An 18,726-nucleotide genomic window follows, 5' to 3' on the forward strand; every position below is an offset into this window, starting at 1 on the left:
AGCGGGCGGACCACCGGCTCAGCCGGCGGTGCCTCGTGGCGGCACGGAGCGCAGCGGAGTGCTGGCATGAGTGACGGCGACGTCGTCGTCGCGCTGGACGTCGGCGGTACCGGCATGAAGTGCGCCCTGGTCCGCCCGGACGGCCGCACTGTGCACACCGAACGACACCCGACCGGTTCCGACCGCGGGCCCGCGGCGGTGGTCGACACCATCCTGGAGGTCGCCGAAGGGCTGGCCGGCAAGGCCTGCGCCGACGGTCGCACTCCGGTCGCGCTCGGCGTCGCCGTGCCCGGCGTGGTCGACGAGGGGCGCGGCGTCGCCGTCTGGTCGGCCAACATCGGCTTCCGGGACGTACCGCTGCGGGACCTCGCGGTGGCGCGGCTCGGCCTGCCCACGGCGCTCGGCCACGACGTGCGGGTGGGCGGTCTCGCCGAGGCTCGGCTCGGCGCCGGCCGGGGCGCCGGGCACGTGCTCTTCGTCGCGATCGGCACCGGCATCGCGGCCGCGCACGTCGTCGACGGCTCAGCCAGCGTCGGCGCGCACGGCGCCGCCGGCGAGATCGGCCACATCCTGGTCCGCCCGGACGGCCCGCGCTGCGGCTGCGGGCGACCCGGCTGCCTGGAGGCGATCGCCTCGGCCGCCGCGGTCGGCCGCCGCTACGCCGAGCTGACCGGGGTCCCGGCCGACGCGGCCGAGGTGGCCGAGCGGGCCGCCGCCGGCGAGCCGGCGGCGGTGCGGATCTGGCAGGAGACCGTGGCGGCGCTCGCCGACGGGCTCGCGACCGGGCAGGCGCTCTTCGACGTGGCCACGATCGTGCTCGGCGGCGGGCTGGCGCAGGCCGGCGCGCGACTGCTCGACCCGCTCCGCGCGGCGCTGCACGAGCGGATGACCTTTCACCGGGAGCCGCGGCTGGTCGCGGCGGCCCTGGGCGACGAGGCAGGCTGCCTCGGCGCCGCCCTGCTCGCCCTCGACGCCCTGGGCGTCCCGAGAACCGTGGAGAAGCAATGACCGTGCGGGTCAGCGGCAAGGTGGTGACCCCGAACGGCGTCATCCGTCAGGGCTGCGTCGAGTGGGACGGCGACCGGATCACGGCGGTGGCCGAGTACCCGGCGGTGCGGGACGGACACTGGATCCTGCCGGGCTTCGTGGACATGCACACCCACGGCGGTGGCGGGCACACGTTCACCACCGGCGACGCCGGGCAGGCTCGCTCGGCCGCCGCCTTCCACCTGGCCCACGGCACCACGACCCTGCTGGCCAGCCTGGTCAGCTCCCCGTACGAGCTGATGCGCTCGGCCACCGCCGCGTACCGTCCGCTGGTGCAGGAGGGGGTACTGGCCGGCGTCCACTTCGAGGGTCCGTACCTCTCGGCGGCCCGGTGCGGGGCGCAGAACCCGGAGTTCCTCCGCGACCCGTCCACCGACGAGCTGACCGAGCTGATCGAGCTGGCCGGCGACACGATCCGGATGGTGACCCTCGCCCCCGAGCGGGCCGGCGCCCTGGACGCGATCAAGCTGCTCACCGCGCACCGGGTGGTCGCCGCCGTCGGTCACACCGACGCCACCTACGACGAGACCCGCGCCGCGCTCGCGGCCGGCGCCAGCGTCGGCACCCACCTGTTCAACGGGATGCGCCCGGTGCACCACCGCGAGCCGGGCCCGGTGGTGGCCCTGCTGGACGCGCCGAACGTGGTCTGCGAGCTGGTCGCCGACGGGGTGCACCTGCACGACGGGACGCTCACCTTCGCCACCTCGGTGGTCGGCCCCGAGCGGGCCGCCCTGATCACCGACGCGATGGCCGCGGCGGGGATGGCCGACGGCGAGTACGAGCTGGGCGGTCAGGCGGTGACTGTGGCCGACGGGGTGGCCCGGTTGGCGACCGACGGCGCGATCGCCGGCAGCACCCTCACCATGGACGCGGCGCTGCGGCACGCGCTCGCCGCCGGGATCCCGATGGCCGACGCCGCCCGGATGGTCGCCACCACCCCCGCCCGGGCGATCGGGCTCGGCGACCGGGTCGGCGCCCTCCAGGTCGGCCTCCGTGCCGACCTGGTGGTGCTGGACGAGGAGCTGAACGTGGTCCGGGTGCTACGCGGCGGCTCCTGGCAGGAGTGACGCCGCGGTAGCGCTCGCAGCGTCCGCCCGGCGGGACCGGCGGCGGGCGGGCCGGGCTCAGCCGGCGGTGGGCACCTCGACGCCGAGCACGGCCTGCTCGTCGGGGCGGTGCGCCAGCACGTCAACCAGGTAGGACTGCACCGCGTGACGCATCCCGACGTCCCGGCCGGCGCGCTCGGAGAGCAGCCACTTGTGCTCGATGATCTGGGCGAAGATCTCCTGCGGCTCCAGCTTGCGGCGCAGGTGCGCCGGCACGGCCCGGACCACCGGCTCGAAGACCTCGGTCAGCCAGCGGTGCGCCGCCTGCTGCTCGTCGACGAGATCACTCTCCGCCCGGTAGGCGTCCAGGTCGTTGAGGAGCCTGCGGGCCTGGTTCTCCTCGGCGTCCAGGCCGGTCAGCCGCAGCAGCCGCCGGGTGTGGTAGCCGGCGTCGACCACCTTCGGCCGGACCAGGTAGCGCCCGTCGTCGATGGTCGACATGGCCACCTCGGCCACGTCGAAGCCCAGCTCGTTGAGGCGGCGGATCCGGCCCTCGATGTCGTGCCGGGCCTCCCGCTCGACCTGCTGCTCGTAGGTGATCTCGTGCCAGAGCCGCTCGTAGCGCTGCACGACCTCTTCGCAGACCGCCTCCGGGTCGATGGACTCGTGCAGCAGGCCGGCGGCCTGGAGGTCCAGCGCCTCGCCGAAGATGTTCACCCGGGCGATCTCCAGGTCCTCGCCGCGCTGGCCGTTGGAGAGCGAGGGGCGCAGCGCGCCGGTCTCCGCGTCCACCAGGTAGGCCGCGAACGCGCCCGCGTCCCGGCGGAAGAGCGTGTTGGACAGGGAGCAGTCACCCCAGAAGAACCCGGTCAGGTGCATCCGGACCAGCAGCGCGGCGAGCGCGTCGAGCAGCCGGCCCATGGTTTCCGGTCGCAGGGTGTGCGAGAAGAGCGCCCGGTAGGGCAGCGAGAACTGCAGGTGGCGGGTGATCAAGACCGACTCCAGGGGCTCCCCCTCCGGCGTCTGCCGGTCGGCGACCACCGCCACCGCCTCCACCGACGGGAAGTCGATCCGTTCCAGGGCCCGGAGCAGGTCGTACTCGCGCTCGGCGATGCGCTCGCGGGTCTCCTTGAACGCGTACACGTAGTCGCCGAGCCGGACGAACCGGACAATGTGCCGGGAGATGCCCTGCGGCAGCGCCACCAGGTGCTGGGCAGGCCACTCCTCCAGCGGTGTCGACCAGGGCAGGTCGAGCAGCGCCGGGTCCACGAGGGCAGACGTGATCCGCACGGGGACAAGCATGCCGCGTCCGCCCGGCGAAGGCTTCCCATCGTGGCTGGGCCCACAGCAGCCCGGTAGCGTGGTCGCGTGCGGGAGACCACGGCGGTACGGCGGAAGGTCCAGCTCAGACCGGTCCGTCCGGCCGGTTGGTGGTTCGACGCGCTGCTGCTCGCCGGACTGGTCGGGTTGACGGTGGCGCTCGCCGCCGATCAGCTCTTCGGCATCGACCGGGCGGTGGCCGACTGGGCGCAGGCCCACCGGCCGACGGCGGCGTACTGGGTGGCCCGGGTGTTGAACCTGCTCGGTCAGGGCACCCCGCTGACCCTGCTCGCCGCCGGGCTCGGGGTGCTGGTGGCGGTCCGGGTCCGCTCGATCCGGCCGGTGCTGCCGCCGGTCGTCGCCTTCCTGTTCACCTACCTGACCATCGGGCCGCTGAAGGTCTGGACGGCCCGGCCGGCGCCGAGCGCCAGCGTGAAGGAGCCGTTCCTGGCGCCGGAGCAGACCCTGCCGCTCTTCCAGCAGGACGTGCCGTTCCGCTTCGCCCAGTCCTACCCGTCCGGGCACGTGGCCAACGCCATCGTCTGGTACGGGGTGCTGGCGCTGCTCGTCGCCGCGCTGCTGCGCAGCATGGGCCGGCCGGTGCCGCACCGGGTGATCATCGCCGTACGGGTGCTGCCGCCGCTGATCGTGCTCTGCACCACCACCTACCTGGGCTGGCACTGGCTCACCGACTCGGTGGCCGGCCTGCTGCTCGGCCTGCTCCTGGACCGGCTGCTGCACCGGATTCCGTGGGACGACGTACCGCTGCCCGCCCGGCTGCCCGGGTCCGGCCGTACCGCGTTGTTCACCGCGGACGCCTAGCCTGCCGGCCGTGGTCCAACTCGAACGCCGGCTCGGCGTACCCGACGCGGTGCTCATCGGGCTCGGCTCGATGCTCGGCGCGGGCGTCTTCGTGGTCTTCGCCCCGGCCGCGACGGCGGCCGGCGGCGCCGGGCTGCTGCCCGCCCTGGTGATCGCCGGTTTCATCGCCTTCTGCAACGCCACCAGCTCGGCCCGGCTGGCCGCCCGCTACCCCGAGTCCGGCGGCACCTACGTCTACGGCCGGGAGCGGCTCGGCCCGTTCGCGGGCTTCCTGGCCGGCTGGGGTTTCGTGGTCGGCAAGACCGCGAGCTGCGCGGCGATGGCGCTGACCATCGGGGCGTACCTCTGGCCGGAGCAGGCGCGGCTGGTGGCGGTCGGCGCGGTGCTCGCGGTGACCGCGGTGAACCTGCGGGGCATCGGCAAGACCGCTCTCGTGACGAAGCTGCTGGTCGGGCTGGTGCTGGCGGTGCTGATCCTGGTGGCGGTCACCGGCCTGGTCGGCGGCCCGGTCGTCCTGGACCGGCTGACCGACCCCGGCGGCTCCGGACGCGGCGTGCTCACCGCCGCCGGCCTGCTCTTCTTCGCCTTCGCCGGCTACGCCCGCATCGCCACCCTGGGCGAGGAGGTCCGCGACCCGGAGCGGACGATCCCGCGCGCGGTGCCGCTGGCGCTCGGCGTGGTGCTGGCGATCTACCTGGTCCTCGCCGTGGTGGCGCTGGGGGTGCTCGGCGCCGACCGGCTGGCCGGTTCCGCCGCGCCGCTGGCCGACGTGGTGACCGCCGCCGGGCTGCCCGACCTGGCGTGGGTGGTCCGCGCCGGGGCCACGGTCGCGGTCACCGGCGTGCTGCTCTCCCTGCTCGCCGGGGTCGGGCGCACCCTGCTGGCGATGGCCCGCCGCCGCGACCTGCCCGGTGGGCTGGCCGCCGTGCACCCCCGGCGCCGGGTGCCGCACCGGGCCGAGCTGGCGGTCGCCGCGGTCGTGGTGCTGGTGGTGGCGCTCGGCGACGTACGCGCCGCGATCGGCTTCTCCAGCTGCACGGTGCTGGTCTACTACGCGATCACCAACGCCGCGGCGCTGACCCTCGGCCGCGACCCGGCCCGGAAGCTACCGGTTCAGGCGCTCGCCGGGCTCGGGCTGGTCGGTTGCCTGCTGCTCGCGGTCAACCTGCCGCTGAGCAGCGTCCTCGCGGGCTTCGGCGTGCTCGCCGTCGGCGCCGCGGGGTACGCCGCCCGGCGCCGGCGGGGCTGAGGGCGAGACTGCCGCCGAGCGGGGCGGCGGAGTCCCCGCCAGGGTGGGCGGAACCACGCCCCGCACGCCGAGGGCGGGTGGCGCCGCCTGGCGGGTGAGCCAGTCCAACCCGGCCCGGCGGGCGACCACGGTCAGCCGGTCACCCGCGAAGATCACCTGCCGGGGGTCGAGTTCCTTCCACCAGATCGTCTTGGCACCACCGGCCGGGGTGCGGGCGATCAGCCGCACCTGACCGTCCCGGGAGACCACGCTGAGCGGCCGGCCGTCCAGCTCGGATCCGGCGGCCACCGGCACCTCGGCGACCGGCAGCGCGTGCCGCCCGATCGGGATGGTGGCGATCACCGCGCGCTCGGTCAGCGCGCCGGTGAAGGCGGGCGCGGCCAGGTATGACACCGACCGGGAGACGCCGAGGCCGAACGCCTGCTCGACCCGCTCGGCGAAGTCACCGTCGAAGAGGCGCAGCACCACCCGCAGGTCGCGGCGGAGATCGCGGCCGGCGAGCGCCGACTCCAGGTTGGTCACGTCGTCGGTAGAGACCACCACCAGCGCCTGGCAGTCCGCCACCGAGGCGGCCACCAGGGTCTCGGGCAGGGCGGCGTCACCGACGACCAGCGGCACCCCGAGCTGCCGGGCCAGGGTGGCACCGCGCGGTTCGGGATCCTTGTCGATCGCGACGACCTCGACGTCGTACTCGCGCAGCTGGGCCATCACCCGGGTGCCCACGTTGCCGAGCCCGACCACCACCACGTGGCCGGAGCGGGCCGGTTGCAGCCGCCCGGTGTGCAGGGCCAGCCGGGCGTTGACGATCCCGTCGACCACGACCGCGGTGATCAGCGGGATCAGCGCCAGCCCGGCCAGGTTGAGCACCACCTGCATGATCTGCGCGTCGGCGGGCTTGGTCGTGTCGGGGTCGGCGCCGCTGAGCGTGGTGACCAGGGTGAGGTAGAGCGCCTCGGCAGGGGAGACGCCCTCGGCCCGGGAGATCAACGCGCCCAGCACGGCGATCACCGCGAGCAGCGCCATCACCGCGATGCCGATCTTGCGGGTGGCGAAGCCCCGGGCCGCCCGGAGCACCACCGCCACCGGCCGCCGCCGCGCCCGGACCAGCCGGCGGGCGGCCACCTCGGTGCCCGGCGGCTGCCCGGTCGCCTCGGCGAGCACCAGGTCGGCGACCGTCTGGTCGGCCGGGAGCAGCAGCGGCCGCTGCGGGTCGCTCAGGTCGGCCAGCCCGCAGGCCACGTCCTGCTCCCGCACGTCGGCGCGCCGGGCCACCCGCAGCGTGCGGTCCCGATGCTGGAAGTGCGACGGGTCGACCTCGCCGAGCGCCGCCGCGACGAACGCCGGTGCGGCCATCTCGGCGTCGGAGAGCACCTCGACCCGGGCCTCGAGCAGCGTCCGGACGCCGTCGGCGAGGGTGCCGTTGAACATCCGCAGCACCTGGCGGACCCGGCCGTCGACCGCCTGAGCGCAGAGCGCCGCGTGCAGGTTGCCCACGTCGTCCTGGTGCAGCAGGGCCACCCCCGCCGCGCCGGCCAGCCCGGCGGTCTCGAAGGTGGCCACGTCGAGCCGGTCGGAGCGGACCACCCGGACGCCGCGCAGCGTGGCCACGTCCGGCCCGTTGGAGCGGTATCGCTCCGGCACCACCACGGTCACCCGGGCGCCGCCGGCGGGCAGCTCGGTGTCGAGCAGCGCCTTGGCCACGTAGTAGGCGAGCGCGTCCCGCCCGCAGACGACGTAGTGCGGCCGGGGGTCACCGGCGGGGCGAAGCCGCCAGTTCCACTCGACCGCCCGGCGCGCCCGATCCCGCCACGGCTCCCCCATGCCCGGATCGTAGTCAGCACGACCACGCTGGGCGACCCCGTCCGGTTCCTGTCATGCCGGGCATGTCGGGCGGGCCGCCGGGTAGAACAGCGGTATGCAGACCTTCCTCCCGTACCCGGGCTTCCTCGCGAGCGCCCGGACGCTCGACCAGAAGCGGCTGGGCAAGCAGCGGGTGGAGACGATCCAGGTGCTGCGCGGGCTGACCTGGCCGACGTACGGCTGGCGCAACCACCCCGCGGTGAAGATGTGGGCCGGGTACGAGGAGGCGCTGACCCGCTACGGGCTGGACATGTGCGCGGTCTGGTGCGAGCCCGGGCGGGCCGACACCTGCGCCGGCACGATGAGCCTCGACCTGGCCAACGCCTGCGGCATCGACGTCATCCGCACCCAGGATGAGCTGGCCGCCGCCGGTGAGCTGCCGCCCTGGCTGGGCCGGGAGGACCTGCACCTGAGCCACCGATCGTCGCTGGTCCGCAAGGACCCCGAGCACTACGGGCCGCTCTTCGGCGACGTGCCGACCGACCTCGAGTACGTGTGGCCGGCCTCGGACCGCGAGCGCCGCTGCCTCGCATCCCCGCCGTGACGCGCGGGCGCGGTCGCGCGCCGGCCCGGCCGGTCGGGGCAGACTGGAGGCTTCGCCCGGGCGGGAGGTCGCAATGGCACTGTCGCGAGTGGTCGGCCCGCTGCTCGGCGTACGCCCGCGCCGGGTGGACCCCGGCGGCGGTGGCGCCCCCCGGGTGCCGCACCCGGCCTCGGCGGTGGTGGTGGGCGGCGGGATCGCCGGCATGTCGGCGGCGGTGGTGCTGGCCGAGCGCGGGGTCCGGGTCACCGTGCTGGAGGCCGCGGCCACCCTCGGCGGCCGGCTCGGCGCCTGGCCGGAGACGCTCGCCGACGGCGTCCAGCAGGTGGAGCACGGCTTCCACGCCTTCTTCCGGCAGTACTACAACTGGCGGTCGGTGCTCCGCCGGATCGATCCCGGCCTCGGCTTCCTCCGGCCGGTTCCGGGCTACCCGATCCTCTCCGCCCGGTGGCCGACCGAGGAGTTCGGCGACCTGCCCGCCGCGCCACCGCTGAACCTGCTCGCGCTGCTGGCCCGCAGCCCCAGCCTGCGCCTGCGCGACCTGCGCGGGATGGATCGCAACGCCGCGCTGCCGCTGCTCAGCTACCACCCGGTGCGCACCTACGCCGAGCTGGACGAGACCACCGCCGACGAACTGCTCGACTCGCTGCGACTGCCGGACCGGGCCCGGGCGATGCTGTTCGAGGTCTTCTCGCACTCGTTCTTCAACCACGAGGCCGAGATGTCGGCCGCCGAGATGGTCGCGCAGTTCCACTTCTATCTGCTCGGCAACGGTGAAGGACTGGCTTTCGACGCGCCGGACGAGGACTACGCGACGGCGATCTGGACGCCGCTGACCCGGCACGTCGAGCGGCACGGCGGACGGGTGGTGACCGGGGCGGCGGCCACCGCGGTGCACCGGGCCGGCGACGGCTGGCGGGTGGTCACCGGCGACGGCACGGCGTACGACGCCCGGCACGTCGTGCTCGCCGTCGACCCGCCCGCGCTCGCCGCGCTGGTCGGGGCCTCCGCCGAGCTGGCGGAACACGCGCCGCGGCTGGTGGCGCGGATGCCCGCCTTCGGCACCCCCGGCCCGCCGTACGCGGTGGCGCGCTACTGGCTGGACGGGGACGTACGCCCCGACCGGGCCGTCTTCAGCGGTGTGTCCCGGCAGCCGACGCTGGACTCGGTGACGCTCTACCACCGGCTGGAGCGGGAGCCCCGCCACTGGGCGCAGCGCACCGGCGGAAGCGTGCTGGAGCTGCACGCGTACGCCTGCGAGCCGGGCGTGCCCGCCACCGAGCTGGCCGAACGGATGCGCGCCGAGCTGACCACGCTCTGGCCGGAGGTGGCCGGGCTGCGCGTCCGTCAGCTGAGCACCCGGGTGGCAGCCCAGGCGCCGGCCTTTCCACCCGGCAGTTCCGCCTGGCGGCCCGGGGTACGCACCGACGCCGACGGGCTCTACCTGGCCGGCGACGGGATCGCCGCGGGTTTCCCCAGCGCGTTGATGGAGCGCTCGGCGGCGACCGGGGTCATCGCGGCGAACCACATCCTGCGCGCCGAGGGCGGCGCGGCCGAACCGGTCCACTCGGTCCGGCCCCGCGGCCTGCTCGCGAAGCGGGACTGACCCCGGGGCCGTCCCGGCGGGTGGGGCCGGCGGGTGGTGCCGGCGGGTAGGGCCGGATCGAAATCCGTTGCCCGCCCGGGTCGGGCGGACCTACCGTGATCGCGCAAGGTCAACCGCCGCACCGGGAGCCGTTCATGTCGATGTCGCACGTCACCACCGTGCCGTCGTGGCTGCCCAGCGACGGTTGCCGAGCCGAAGGCCCCGGGGACGACCGGCCCGACTGACGCGCGCCCGATCCGCGTCGAGCCGCCCCGTCCCCACCGGACCGGGCGGCTCTTCGCTGTCCGGCCCGTACGTCCGTCACCGTCATTGGAGGGAGATCCCGGTGGACGCCGTCCTCGTTGTCAACGCCGACCTCGGCCCGCTGCACCGGGTCACCGTTCAGCACGCCATCCGGATGCTCTGCCGCCGGGTGGCCGAGATCCACGAGGCCGAGCCGGACCAGGTGATCGGGGTCTTCCCGCTCCCCCGGGTGGTCCGGCTGGTCCGCTACGTGGTGACCCGCTGGCGGTTCAGCGCCGGCCCGGCCTGGTCCCGCGCCGGGGTGTTACGGCGCGACCGTCGCTGCTGCGCGTACTGCGACTCACCGGCCAGCACCATCGACCACATCCTGCCCCGCTCGCGCGGCGGCCGGAACACCTGGCGCAACACCACCGCCGCCTGCTACGCGTGCAACCAGCGCAAGGGCGACCGTACGCCGGCCGAGGCGGGGATGCCGCTGCGCCGGGAGCCGGTGGTCCCGAGCTGGGCTTCGCTCGCCGGGCGGTGAGCGGACCGGCCGGCGGGAACGGGGGGCCGCGTCGGGGTACGCCCCGGCGCGGCACCCGCCGGCCCCTGTCAGTCGTCGGCGGGCGGGGGCGCCCAGGCGAAGGCGGGGGTGCGGCGGTCGCGGACGGCGGAGATGCCCTCCCGAGCCTCGCCGCTCTCCAGCGCCTTCCGGTGCCACCAGGCGATCCGGGACGGCGCGGCGCGGTCGTCGACGATTTCCTTGGCGGCGGCCACGCTGAGCGGCGAGCGTTGGGCGATGCTCGCGGTGATCTCCTGCACCCGGGCGGCCAGCCGCTGCTCGGGCAGCACCTCGTCGACCAGGCCGATCCGTAGCGCCCGCTCGGCGTCGATCAGCTCGGCGGTGAAGAGCAGGTACTTCGCGGCCGAGGGGCCGATCAGCCGGGCCAGCCGGCGGGTGGTCGGCGCCGGGTAGACCAGCCCGAGCCGGGCCGGCGGTACGCCGAACCGCGCGTCGTCGGCGGCGACCCGCAGGTCGCAGGCGGCGGCGAGCTGGCAGCCACCGCCGACGCAGGCGCCGCGGATGGCCGCGATGGTCGGCTTGGCGAAGCCGGCGAGCCGCTCCTCGGCGGCCACCGCGATGCTGCCGTCCCCGGCCGCCAGCAGCTCGTCGAGGTCGCCCAGGTCGGCGCCGGCGCAGAAGGTGTCGCCCGCGCCGGTGAGCACCAGGGCACGGACGGCCGGGTCGGCCTCCAGCTCGTCGAGGAGCGGCGGAAGCTGCCGCCACATCGCCGGGGTCATCGCGTTCCGCCGCGCCGGGTGGTGGATCACCACCGTCGCCACCGGTCCGGTCACCTCGACGACGATCTCCGCGTCCGCCACCGTCACCCTCCCTCGCCCGACTGCGGTGACCCTAACGGCGCGGGCCCGACGACCACCCTTGAGGGTGGCCGCCGGGCCCGGCCCGACGCTGGTCAGCTCAGGAGGTGGCGATCCAGGTGTCGTCGAGGACGAAGGACGTCTTCAGGGAGGAGTCCTCGACGCTGGTGAACTTGAGGCTGACGGTCTGGCCGGCGTACGACGACGGCAACTCGAAGACCCGCTGGCTGTAGCCGGTGGTCTCGTCCAGGTTCGAGTAGGTCGCCAGGGTGCCCAGCACCGCCCCGCTCGCGCTGACCACCTGCACCTTCAGCGTGTCGTACGCCCGGTCGGTGGTGGTCTCGGCCGAGTCGATGCGCAGCCAGAAGCCGACGGTGTACGACACACAGCCGGCCGGCAGGGCCACCGACTGGGCGAGCGTGTCGGTGTGGGTGCTGCCGTACCCGCCGAGCCAGGCGTTGCGGGTGCCGGAGCGGGCCGGCTGGGCGCTGAACGACCCGACGACGCCCGAGGTGCCGGTCCACGGCGGGATGCCCGACTCGAAGCCCGGGTTGGCGAGCACCTGCGGTATCGCAGGGCAGGGCCGCCCGGTGTCCTTGATGGTCAGCGTGTAGACCGCCGAGTGGCTCACCGCGCCGCTGCCGGTGATGGTGACCGGGTAGACGCCGGGCGGGGTGGTGGCCGCGGTGGCGATGCTGAGGGTGGTCAGGTTGCCGGTCTGGACCGAGCCGGGGTTGAACGTGGCCCGCCAGCCGGCCGGCATGCCGAGCGTGGAGAACGTCACGCTGTGCGAGACGCCGGCGGTGAGGGCGGTGCTGACGGCGATCGTCTTCGTGCTGCCTGGGAAGACCTCACCGGAGGTCTCGTTGAGCGAGAGCGAGAAGTCGTTCCCGGTGACGCAGGCCGGGTCGTTGCCGGCCACGTTCACCGCGGTCCACGCCGCCCGGACGGCCTTGTACTCGACCGAGCACTTGCCGTACAGGTCGGTGGTCGCCTGCAGGGTGTACGCCCGCGAAGTGTTGGCCGGGTTGCTGGTGTTGACGTACGAGGTGTTGGAGGTGAAGTACACGTCCAGGGCGCGGAACCAGATCTTCTCCGCCTTGGCCCGGCCGATGCCGGTCATCCCCGAGGCGGAGCCGCAGACCGGCGAGGTGCCGTACGGCGTCGCGCCGGTGCCCTCGGCGAGGTTGAAGTAGAAGTGGTTGGCCACGCCGGACGAGAAGTGCACGTTCTTGTTCTTGGTGTTGGTCGACCAGCAGGTGTCCGACGCGCCGTCCAGCCCCGGGTTGTACATGTAACGCAGCGGGGTTCCGTCACCGTTGATGTCGACCTTCTCGCCGACCTGGTAGTCGCCCGGGTCGGCCGCGGCGTTGGCGTAGAACTCCACCATGTTGCCGAAGATGTCGCTGGTCGCCTCGTTGATGCCGCCGGACTCACCGTCGTAGGTCAGCCCGCCGGGAACGACGTTGTCGGTGACCCCGTGGCTCATCTCGTGCGCCGCCACGTCGAGCGAGATCAGCGGCCGGGTGTCGCCGATGTTGTCGCCGTACGTCATCCGGGAGCCGTCCCAGAAGGCGTTGTCGAAGTTCCTGCCGTAGTGCACCCGACTCGGCACGCCGGCGCCGTTACCGAAGATGCCGTTACGGCCGTGCGTGTTCTTGTAGTAGTCGAAGGTCTTGGCGGCGCCGTAGTGTGCGTCCACCGCGGCGGTCTGCCGGGCGGCGCCGGTGCTGCCGTGCGCGCCGGTGCCCCAGGTGTTGTCGGCGTCGCTGACCGTGGTGCAGGTCGACGTGGTGTTGTTCATGTCGCAGGTGGAGCCGTTGCCCCGCGCCGCGTCGATCATCAGGTAGGTGCTGCCGGCGGACGTGGTCTCGATGCTCACCGAGCCCGAGTGCAGGCTGTTGCCGGTGCCGGCGACCGTCTCGATCTCGTCGAACGACCCGACCACCGCGCCGGTCGTGGCGTCGGTGATCACGTGCAGCCGGGACGGGGTCTGCCCGTCCGGCAGCCAGCCGGAGAGGACGGTCTCCCAGGCCAGCCGGCCGGTGCCGGAGCTGGCGTCGACGAAGAGTTCCGGGGCGCGAGTCGACGTGATCTTGCCGGAGAACCGGGCCCGGGCGGCCTTCGTGGCGCTGGCCGCGGAGACCTTCGCCGTCGTGCCGAGGGTCAGTGGCGCGGAGAGGCCGACCGAGGAGCCGGCGTAGCCGCCGCTCGGCGTGGTGTGGATGACGAAGTCACCGCCGTACACCCGCAGCCCCCGATAGCTGCGGGTGTAGCGGGTGTGCGCGGCACCGCTGGCGTCCACCTTGGAGCTGTGCACCTGGTAGGACTCGGCGGTGGTGCCCTTCACCGCGCCGGGGTCGGCCCGCAGGATGGCCGCCGCGCCGGTCGGGCCGGTCGCGGGGGCGGTCGGCGCAGCCGCGTTCGCCGCGGTGGCGACGCAGGTCAGCGCGCCGCTGGCGAGTAGGGCGGCGCTCACGGCCGCGATGGATCTCTTCACGTGCCCTCCTGGTGGGGGAAGGTATGGAGCGGAAGCGGCGGGTCGACGGCGGAGAGACCGCGCCGTACCGCGACATCGACATCGACAGCGCCCGTCCGACCGAGCGGGCAGGTTGCGGGAACCGCGTGGAGGGCTGACGCGTCAGAGCCGCATGAGATCAGCCCCGCTGGCCGGTGTCAAGATCATGCTGATCATTGCCCTGGTCGGATGCACGACCACCGGCCCACGCTCGGCTCCTACGGCACCGGCCACCGGCGGCAACGCTCCTGGTGGGACGGCCACCGCGCCACCCACGGCCGGCACCGCCCCGACGGCGCCCACCCTCGACCCGACCCAGCCCGCGCCGACCCGCTCCGGTGCCGCCACCCGGGTGGTGCTGTTCCGGTCGGGCGGGATCGCCGGTCGCGGGGACAGCATCACCGTCGAGCCCGACGGTCGGTGGACGGCGGTCGACCGTGCCGGGTCCCGGCGTACCGGGCGGCTCGGTCCGGCGGATCTGGGCGGGCTGCACGGGCTGGCCGCCGACCCCCGGCTCGCCGCCGAGGCTCGCCGGTCGGCCGCGCCGAGCGGTTGCGCGGACGCGTTCAGCTACCGGCTGACCGTCGGCGCCATCGAGACCGGCTACGTCGACTGCCCCACCGACGCCGACCCACCCCCCGCCACCCGCTCCCTCGTGGAGCTACTGCTCCGCGTCACCGCCTGACCCACCCCGCCGCGCGTGGCAGTCCGACCCTGCGCGGCGTCGGCTCAGCTGCGGTACTCCGGGGGAAGGCCGGTGCCGCGCAGGTCGGCGGGGAGGTGCGCGACGTCGTTGAACGCGATCAACGTGGGCGGCGTGTCGGCGCGGTAGCGGATGACGGTCAGACCGGCGTTGTGGTGGTTCAGGCCCAGCCAGCGCGACCGCGGCGCATCCAGCGCATGCCGGACCAGCCGGGCGATGAGGAACGTGTGCGTGACGACCAGCTCCTGCCGGTCGCCCTCCTGCGGCGGCGTCGCGAACCGGTGGACGGCCGCCGCCGTCAGCCGCGGTCCCTCGGCCCGCTCGGCCGCGTCGAAGCCGTCCAGCAGCCGGGCGTACGCCGGCGGCAGGCCGGCCGGATCGGTCTCCTCCGGCAGGTGGTCGCCGGCCAGCTCGGTGGCGTACACGGGAATGCCGGGCAGCTGCGCGGCGACCAACGCGGCGGTCTCCGCGGCCCGACGCAGCGGGCCGTGGTGGATGGCGTCGAACGGCACCCGGCGCAGCCGCTCCCCGAGCAGCGTCGCCTGCCGGCGTCCCCGCTCGGAGAGCCCGGCCTCCGGCGGATCGGTCCCCGGCGGCGTCCCCGCCGGGCGGTCCTGCTCGCCGTGCCGGGCCAGCCAGAGCAGTCGGGTCGCCATCTCGTCACCTCACGCACGATCGGGAGGCGCGATCGTAGCCGCGCCTCCCGATCCGCGTCCGTCCCGCCGGTCCGCCGTTGTAGCTGGTCCGCCGTTCTAGCTGGTCCGCCGGACTAGCTCGTCCGGCCCCGCGCCGCGCCGGCGAGGACCGCCGTCACCCAGGCCCAGCCGACGACCGCGGCGAGCCCGAAACCGATCATGGTCACCGGCCCCGGCCGGACGATCATGACGATCCAGGCCACCGCGAAGTAGGCGCCGGTGCCCAGGCTCAGCCCGGCCCGGCCCCGGTCGCCGGCGCGGGCCGCCCGGCGGGCGACCAGCACGGTGGCCACGATCAGCGCGACGAAGGCGACCGCCGCGGCGAGGAAGTGCAGCCCGCCGTGCCAGCTGATCTGCCCGGCCCCGCGGGGCGTGCCGACGGGGAAGCCGTCCGCCGGGTCGGCGCTGAACACCCCGGCCGCCACCATCCCGGCCCCGTAGAGGGCGAGCAACCGGGGCAGCCAGGCCGACCCGCCCGGCTCGGCCCGGCGCAGCGCCCACCCGGCGGCGATGGTGAGCAGACCGGTGGCCAGGAAGGTGGCGATCTGGACCCAGCCCAGGTCGCCGGTGCTCAGCACGCTCACCGGGTGCCGGCGGAAGTCGAAGCCGTCCCGGGTCGCGGCCTGGACGAGCGCGGAGCCGATGAAGATCGGACCCGCCAGCGCGCCCCCGGCCAGCAGGAGCCGGTCCCGGCCGACGGCCTGCGCCGGGCCGGCGTGGTGGAGTGGGATCGCCTCGGTCACCGGTCCGCCCCTCAGCCCTGCGGGTGCATCTGGCCGATGCGGATCTTGTTGCCGAACGGGTCCCGGATCCCGAAGTCGATCCCGTACGGCCGCTCCGTCGGCTCGTCGGTGATCTCGACGCCCTTGGCGACCAGCGTCTCGTAGGTCTTGCGGGCGTCGTCGGTGGTGATGCTGAGCCAGCCGCCCATCGCGCCCTTGGTGAGCAGCTCGCGGACCTGCTCGGCGGTGGCCGGGTCCAGCGCCGGCGGCCCGGGCTTCTCCAGCAGGATCTCCCGGCTCCGGTCGCCGGGAACGTTGACCGTCAGCCAGCGCATGAAGCCGAGGTCGGTGTCGGTGTTCACCTCGAGGCCGAGCTTGCCGACGTAGAAGTCGAGCGCCTCGTCCTGGTCGAGGACGTAGATCTGGGAGCGGGTGACCGCGTTCATCGTCATGGCTATGACGCTAGAGGTCGGCCCTGACCTGCTGCTTATCCAAAACTGCTGGGTCTGGTCCAGGCCTTGGTGAAGCAGGACGGCACGTCGACGGGGAGCTTGCGCTTGCGGTAGTCGGTCGGCGACTCGCCGACGATCTGCCGGAAGGTCCGGCTGAACGTGCCGAGGCTGCCGAAGCCCACGGCGAAGCAGATGTCGGTGACGTCCCGGCCGCTCTCCACCAGCAGGTACATCGCCCGCTCGACCCGTCGGCGTTGCAGGTAGCGGTGCGGCGTCTCGCCGAACGTGGCGCGGAAGGTCCGGATGAAGTGCGCCTCGGAGACGTGCGCGATGCGGGCCAGCGCGGGAATGTCCAGCGGCTCGGCGTACGCCCGGTCCATCGCGTCCCGGGCACGCAGCATCGCCCGGTTCGACTCCTCCACCGCACGACTCATCCGCGACCCCCTCCGCGCGCCGCCGCCCGCCAGGCTACCCACGCGGTTCGACTACGACCCGGCCCCGGCCGGTGCGACACGACCCGGCAGGGCCATCCGGAGCAGCTCGTCGGCGGCCGGGCCGGGTGGCGTGGCGGCCGCCACGGCCACCGAGACCTGCCAACTCGGGCCGTCCTCCGCCGCGAGCGCGGCCACGTGTAGCCCCTTGGCCTGCGGCTTGCGGGTCACCGGGGCCGGCACCAGCGCCACCCCCAGCCCCTGGTGGACGAAGTCGAGCAGGGTGTGCACGTCGTTGACCTCGACCGAGACCCGGCGCTCGGCGTCCGCGCGGGCGAAGGTCTGGTCGTTTACCCGGCGGGCGCCCCAGTCGTTGCTGAAGTCGACGAAGTCCTCGCCCAGGAGCGCCGCCACGTCGACGCTGTCCTGCTCGGCCAGCCGGTGGCCGGGATGGCAGAGCAGGACCATCTTCTCGCTCGCCAGCGGCAGCAGGCGTACGCCGTCCGGCGGCGGGCCGGGCAGCGCCACGAAGCCCACGTTCAGCCGGCCCTGCCGGATCTGCTCGGTGACCTGCCCGGAGCCGGCGTAGCGCAGCCGGATCTCCACGCCGGGATGGGCCCGGCGGAACGAGCCCAGCAGCGGCGGCAGGTCGATGACGCCCAGGCACTGCTCGGAGCCGACGGTGAGGCTGCCGCGCAGCAGGCCGCGTACGGCGGCGACCGCGTCCCGGGCGGCCGTGGCGCTGGCCAACGTGCGATGCGCCTCCGCCAGCAGCGCCCGACCGGCGTCGGTCAGCTCCACCCGCCGGGTGCTGCGGACGAAGAGCTCGGCGTTCAGGTCGCGCTCCAGCGCCCGGATGGAGGCGGATAATCCGGACTGGGCGACGCGCATCCGCTCCGCCGCCCGGGTGAAGTGGCGCTCTTCGGCCACCGCCACGAAGTACTCCAGGTGCCGCAACTCCATGACTCAGCAGTCTATGTGCTGATTCTGAGCGGCTTCTTCTGTTGGACGGGGGCCGGTGGCGGTACCAGGCTGGAAGGCCTGGTCCGCGAACGCGGGACCGTGACGAGGAGGTCTTGCCATGCAGAGCCGCCGCATCGGCGACGTGTCGGTCAGCGCGATCGGGCTCGGCGGGATGCCGATGTCGATCGAGGGCCGCCCGGACGAGGACCGCTCGATCCGTACCATCCACGCCGCGCTGGACGCCGGCATCACCTTGATCGACACCGCTGACGCCTACCACCTGCACGCCGACGAGGTCGGCCACAACGAGTCGCTGATCGCCCGCGCGCTCGCCACCTACGGCGGCGACACGACGCAGGTGCTGGTCGCCACCAAGGGTGGACACCTGCGCCCCGGCGACGGCAGCTGGACGGTCAACAGCTCCCCGGAATATCTCGAGCGGGCCTGCGAGGCCTCGCTGAAGCGCCTCGGCGTCGACGCCATCGGCCTCTACCAGCACCACCGCCCGGACCCGAAGGTCCCGTACGCCGACTCCATCGGCGCGGTCCGCGACCTGCTGGACGCCGGCAAGATCCGGATGGCCGGCATCTCCAACGCCAACCCGGAGCAGATCCGCGAGGCCCAGGAGATCCTCGGCGGCCGGCTGGTCTCGGTGCAGAACCAGTTCTCACCGGCCTTCCGCTCCTCCGAGCCCGAGCTGGAACTCTGTGACCAGCTCGGCATCGCCTTCCTGCCCTGGTCGCCGCTGGGCGGCATCGCCCACGCCGACCAGCTGGGCGGGCACGCCGCCGCCTTCGCCGAGATCGCCGAGCGGCACGGGGTGAGCCCGCAGCGGGTCTGCCTCGCCTGGCACCTGGCCAAGTCTCCGGTGGTCGTACCGATCCCGGGCGCGAGCCGGCCGGAGACCATCCGCGACTCGGCGCAGGCGCCCGAGCTGACCCTCACCGCCGAGGAGCTGGCCAGCCTCGGCTGACCCACCGCGTACCCCGGGCGGGGGGGGGGCCCCCCCCCCCCCCCCCCCCCCCCACACCCCCCCCCCCCGGCCGGGGGGCGACCGAACACACCGCCCCCCCCCCCCCCCCCCCCCCCGCGGGCGCCGCCGCCCGCCCCCCCCCCCCCCCCCCGACCATCACCTGCGAAGGAGTG

The 18,726-nt window shown here is 74.4% G+C and carries 17 protein-coding genes and 1 pseudogene; 9 read left to right on the top strand and 9 right to left on the bottom strand.

Going from position 1 to position 18,726, the window contains the following annotated elements; genetic code table 11:
* Positions 1-66 precede the first annotated feature (66 nt).
* Entirely contained in the window at positions 67-1,008 is a 942-nt protein-coding gene (locus ACIBBA_RS02405) for an ROK family protein (RefSeq protein ID WP_396692963.1), read from the top strand.
* Positions 1,005-2,114, top strand: coding sequence for an N-acetylglucosamine-6-phosphate deacetylase (nagA, locus tag ACIBBA_RS02410; RefSeq protein WP_396692965.1), 1,110 nt, complete (start codon positions 1,005-1,007; stop codon positions 2,112-2,114). Before ACIBBA_RS02405 ends, nagA begins: the two co-directional genes overlap by 4 nt.
* A gap of 57 nt (positions 2,115-2,171) precedes the next feature.
* Here the strand turns inward: nagA and ACIBBA_RS02415 are convergent, their stop codons facing one another.
* Positions 2,172-3,395: a DUF4032 domain-containing protein gene (locus ACIBBA_RS02415; protein WP_396692967.1), complete on the bottom strand. Its 1,224-nt coding sequence runs from the start codon at positions 3,393-3,395 to the stop codon at positions 2,172-2,174.
* Positions 3,396-3,461: 66 nt separating this feature from the next.
* Between ACIBBA_RS02415 and ACIBBA_RS02420 the strand changes: the two genes are divergently transcribed.
* Together ACIBBA_RS02420 and ACIBBA_RS02425 are read left to right on the top strand one after the other, a co-directional pair.
* Positions 3,462-4,235, top strand: coding sequence for a phosphatase PAP2 family protein (locus tag ACIBBA_RS02420; protein WP_396692969.1), 774 nt, complete (start codon positions 3,462-3,464; stop codon positions 4,233-4,235).
* Between the two features lie 10 nt (positions 4,236-4,245).
* Positions 4,246-5,484, top strand: coding sequence for an APC family permease (locus ACIBBA_RS02425; RefSeq protein WP_396692971.1), 1,239 nt, complete (start codon positions 4,246-4,248; stop codon positions 5,482-5,484).
* A gap of 18 nt (positions 5,485-5,502) precedes the next feature.
* On the opposite strand, the pseudogene ACIBBA_RS02430 reads toward ACIBBA_RS02425, so the two are convergent.
* Positions 5,503-7,305 (bottom strand): annotated as a pseudogene (locus ACIBBA_RS02430) (potassium channel family protein); the annotation flags it as partial.
* 94 nt (positions 7,306-7,399) lie between these two features.
* Between ACIBBA_RS02430 and ACIBBA_RS02435 the strand changes: the two are divergent.
* The 3 genes from ACIBBA_RS02435 to ACIBBA_RS02445 all read left to right on the top strand — a co-directional run bounded on the left by ACIBBA_RS02435 (position 7,400) and on the right by ACIBBA_RS02445 (position 10,260).
* Complete coding sequence (locus tag ACIBBA_RS02435) at positions 7,400-7,888, top strand: MSMEG_6728 family protein (RefSeq protein ID WP_396692973.1); 489 nt, start codon at positions 7,400-7,402, stop codon at positions 7,886-7,888.
* 73 nt (positions 7,889-7,961) lie between these two features.
* Complete coding sequence (locus ACIBBA_RS02440) at positions 7,962-9,491, top strand: FAD-dependent oxidoreductase (protein ID WP_396692975.1); 1,530 nt, start codon at positions 7,962-7,964, stop codon at positions 9,489-9,491.
* A 325-nt stretch (positions 9,492-9,816) separates the two neighbouring features.
* Positions 9,817-10,260 carry an HNH endonuclease gene (locus ACIBBA_RS02445; RefSeq protein ID WP_350873462.1) on the top strand — a complete coding sequence of 148 codons (444 nt, stop codon included), beginning with the start codon at positions 9,817-9,819 and terminating at the stop codon, positions 10,258-10,260.
* 68 nt (positions 10,261-10,328) lie between these two features.
* Here ACIBBA_RS02445 and ACIBBA_RS02450 read toward each other — a convergent pair whose 3' ends face one another.
* Both ACIBBA_RS02450 and ACIBBA_RS02455 read right to left on the bottom strand, forming a co-directional pair.
* Positions 10,329-11,105, bottom strand: coding sequence for an enoyl-CoA hydratase/isomerase family protein (locus ACIBBA_RS02450; protein WP_396692977.1), 777 nt, complete (start codon positions 11,103-11,105; stop codon positions 10,329-10,331).
* Between the two features lie 91 nt (positions 11,106-11,196).
* A complete protein-coding gene (locus tag ACIBBA_RS02455; RefSeq protein ID WP_396692979.1) occupies positions 11,197-13,596 on the bottom strand; it encodes a M4 family metallopeptidase in 2,400 nt (799 codons plus the stop codon).
* A gap of 151 nt (positions 13,597-13,747) precedes the next feature.
* On the opposite strand from ACIBBA_RS02455, the gene ACIBBA_RS02460 reads away from it, so the two are divergent.
* Positions 13,748-14,299: a hypothetical protein gene (locus tag ACIBBA_RS02460; protein ID WP_396692981.1), complete on the top strand. Its 552-nt coding sequence runs from the start codon at positions 13,748-13,750 to the stop codon at positions 14,297-14,299.
* Positions 14,300-14,343: 44 nt separating this feature from the next.
* Here the strand turns inward: ACIBBA_RS02460 and ACIBBA_RS02465 are convergent, their stop codons facing one another.
* The 5 genes from ACIBBA_RS02465 to ACIBBA_RS02485 form a co-directional block, all read right to left on the bottom strand.
* Positions 14,344-14,973, bottom strand: coding sequence for a histidine phosphatase family protein (locus ACIBBA_RS02465; RefSeq protein WP_396692983.1), 630 nt, complete (start codon positions 14,971-14,973; stop codon positions 14,344-14,346).
* Between the two features lie 113 nt (positions 14,974-15,086).
* Positions 15,087-15,755, bottom strand: coding sequence for a DUF998 domain-containing protein (locus ACIBBA_RS02470; RefSeq protein ID WP_396692985.1), 669 nt, complete (start codon positions 15,753-15,755; stop codon positions 15,087-15,089).
* A gap of 11 nt (positions 15,756-15,766) precedes the next feature.
* Positions 15,767-16,186 carry a VOC family protein gene (locus tag ACIBBA_RS02475; protein ID WP_350873468.1) on the bottom strand — a complete coding sequence of 140 codons (420 nt, stop codon included), beginning with the start codon at positions 16,184-16,186 and terminating at the stop codon, positions 15,767-15,769.
* Between the two features lie 35 nt (positions 16,187-16,221).
* Entirely contained in the window at positions 16,222-16,620 is a 399-nt protein-coding gene (locus tag ACIBBA_RS02480; protein ID WP_396692988.1) for a helix-turn-helix domain-containing protein, read from the bottom strand.
* A 51-nt stretch (positions 16,621-16,671) separates the two neighbouring features.
* Positions 16,672-17,580, bottom strand: a complete 909-nt coding sequence (locus ACIBBA_RS02485; RefSeq protein WP_396692990.1) for a LysR family transcriptional regulator — start codon at positions 17,578-17,580, stop codon at positions 16,672-16,674.
* A gap of 118 nt (positions 17,581-17,698) precedes the next feature.
* Here ACIBBA_RS02485 and ACIBBA_RS02490 point away from each other — a divergent pair, with 118 nt between their 5' ends.
* Positions 17,699-18,553, top strand: coding sequence for an aldo/keto reductase (locus tag ACIBBA_RS02490; protein WP_396692992.1), 855 nt, complete (start codon positions 17,699-17,701; stop codon positions 18,551-18,553).
* Positions 18,554-18,726 lie beyond the last annotated feature (173 nt).

Source organism: Micromonospora sp. NPDC051006, from assembly GCF_044456245.1.
GTDB lineage: Bacteria > Actinomycetota > Actinomycetes > Mycobacteriales > Micromonosporaceae > Micromonospora.

What these genes read in the sequence shown, in the direction of transcription:
- ACIBBA_RS02405 (WP_396692963.1), top strand. Translation starts at nt 67, where the DNA reads ATGAGTGACGGCGACGTCGTCGTCGCGCTGGACGTCGGCGGTACCGGC.
- nagA (WP_396692965.1), top strand. Translation starts at nt 1,005, where the DNA reads ATGACCGTGCGGGTCAGCGGCAAGGTGGTGACCCCGAACGGCGTCATC.
- ACIBBA_RS02415 (WP_396692967.1), bottom strand. Translation starts at nt 3,395, where the DNA reads ATGCTTGTCCCCGTGCGGATCACGTCTGCCCTCGTGGACCCGGCGCTG.
- ACIBBA_RS02435 (WP_396692973.1), top strand. Translation starts at nt 7,400, where the DNA reads ATGCAGACCTTCCTCCCGTACCCGGGCTTCCTCGCGAGCGCCCGGACG.
- ACIBBA_RS02440 (WP_396692975.1), top strand. Translation starts at nt 7,962, where the DNA reads ATGGCACTGTCGCGAGTGGTCGGCCCGCTGCTCGGCGTACGCCCGCGC.
- ACIBBA_RS02460 (WP_396692981.1), top strand. Translation starts at nt 13,748, where the DNA reads ATGAGATCAGCCCCGCTGGCCGGTGTCAAGATCATGCTGATCATTGCC.
- ACIBBA_RS02465 (WP_396692983.1), bottom strand. Translation starts at nt 14,973, where the DNA reads ATGGCGACCCGACTGCTCTGGCTGGCCCGGCACGGCGAGCAGGACCGC.
- ACIBBA_RS02475 (WP_350873468.1), bottom strand. Translation starts at nt 16,186, where the DNA reads ATGACGATGAACGCGGTCACCCGCTCCCAGATCTACGTCCTCGACCAG.
- ACIBBA_RS02480 (WP_396692988.1), bottom strand. Translation starts at nt 16,620, where the DNA reads ATGAGTCGTGCGGTGGAGGAGTCGAACCGGGCGATGCTGCGTGCCCGG.
- ACIBBA_RS02485 (WP_396692990.1), bottom strand. Translation starts at nt 17,580, where the DNA reads ATGGAGTTGCGGCACCTGGAGTACTTCGTGGCGGTGGCCGAAGAGCGC.
- ACIBBA_RS02490 (WP_396692992.1), top strand. Translation starts at nt 17,699, where the DNA reads ATGCAGAGCCGCCGCATCGGCGACGTGTCGGTCAGCGCGATCGGGCTC.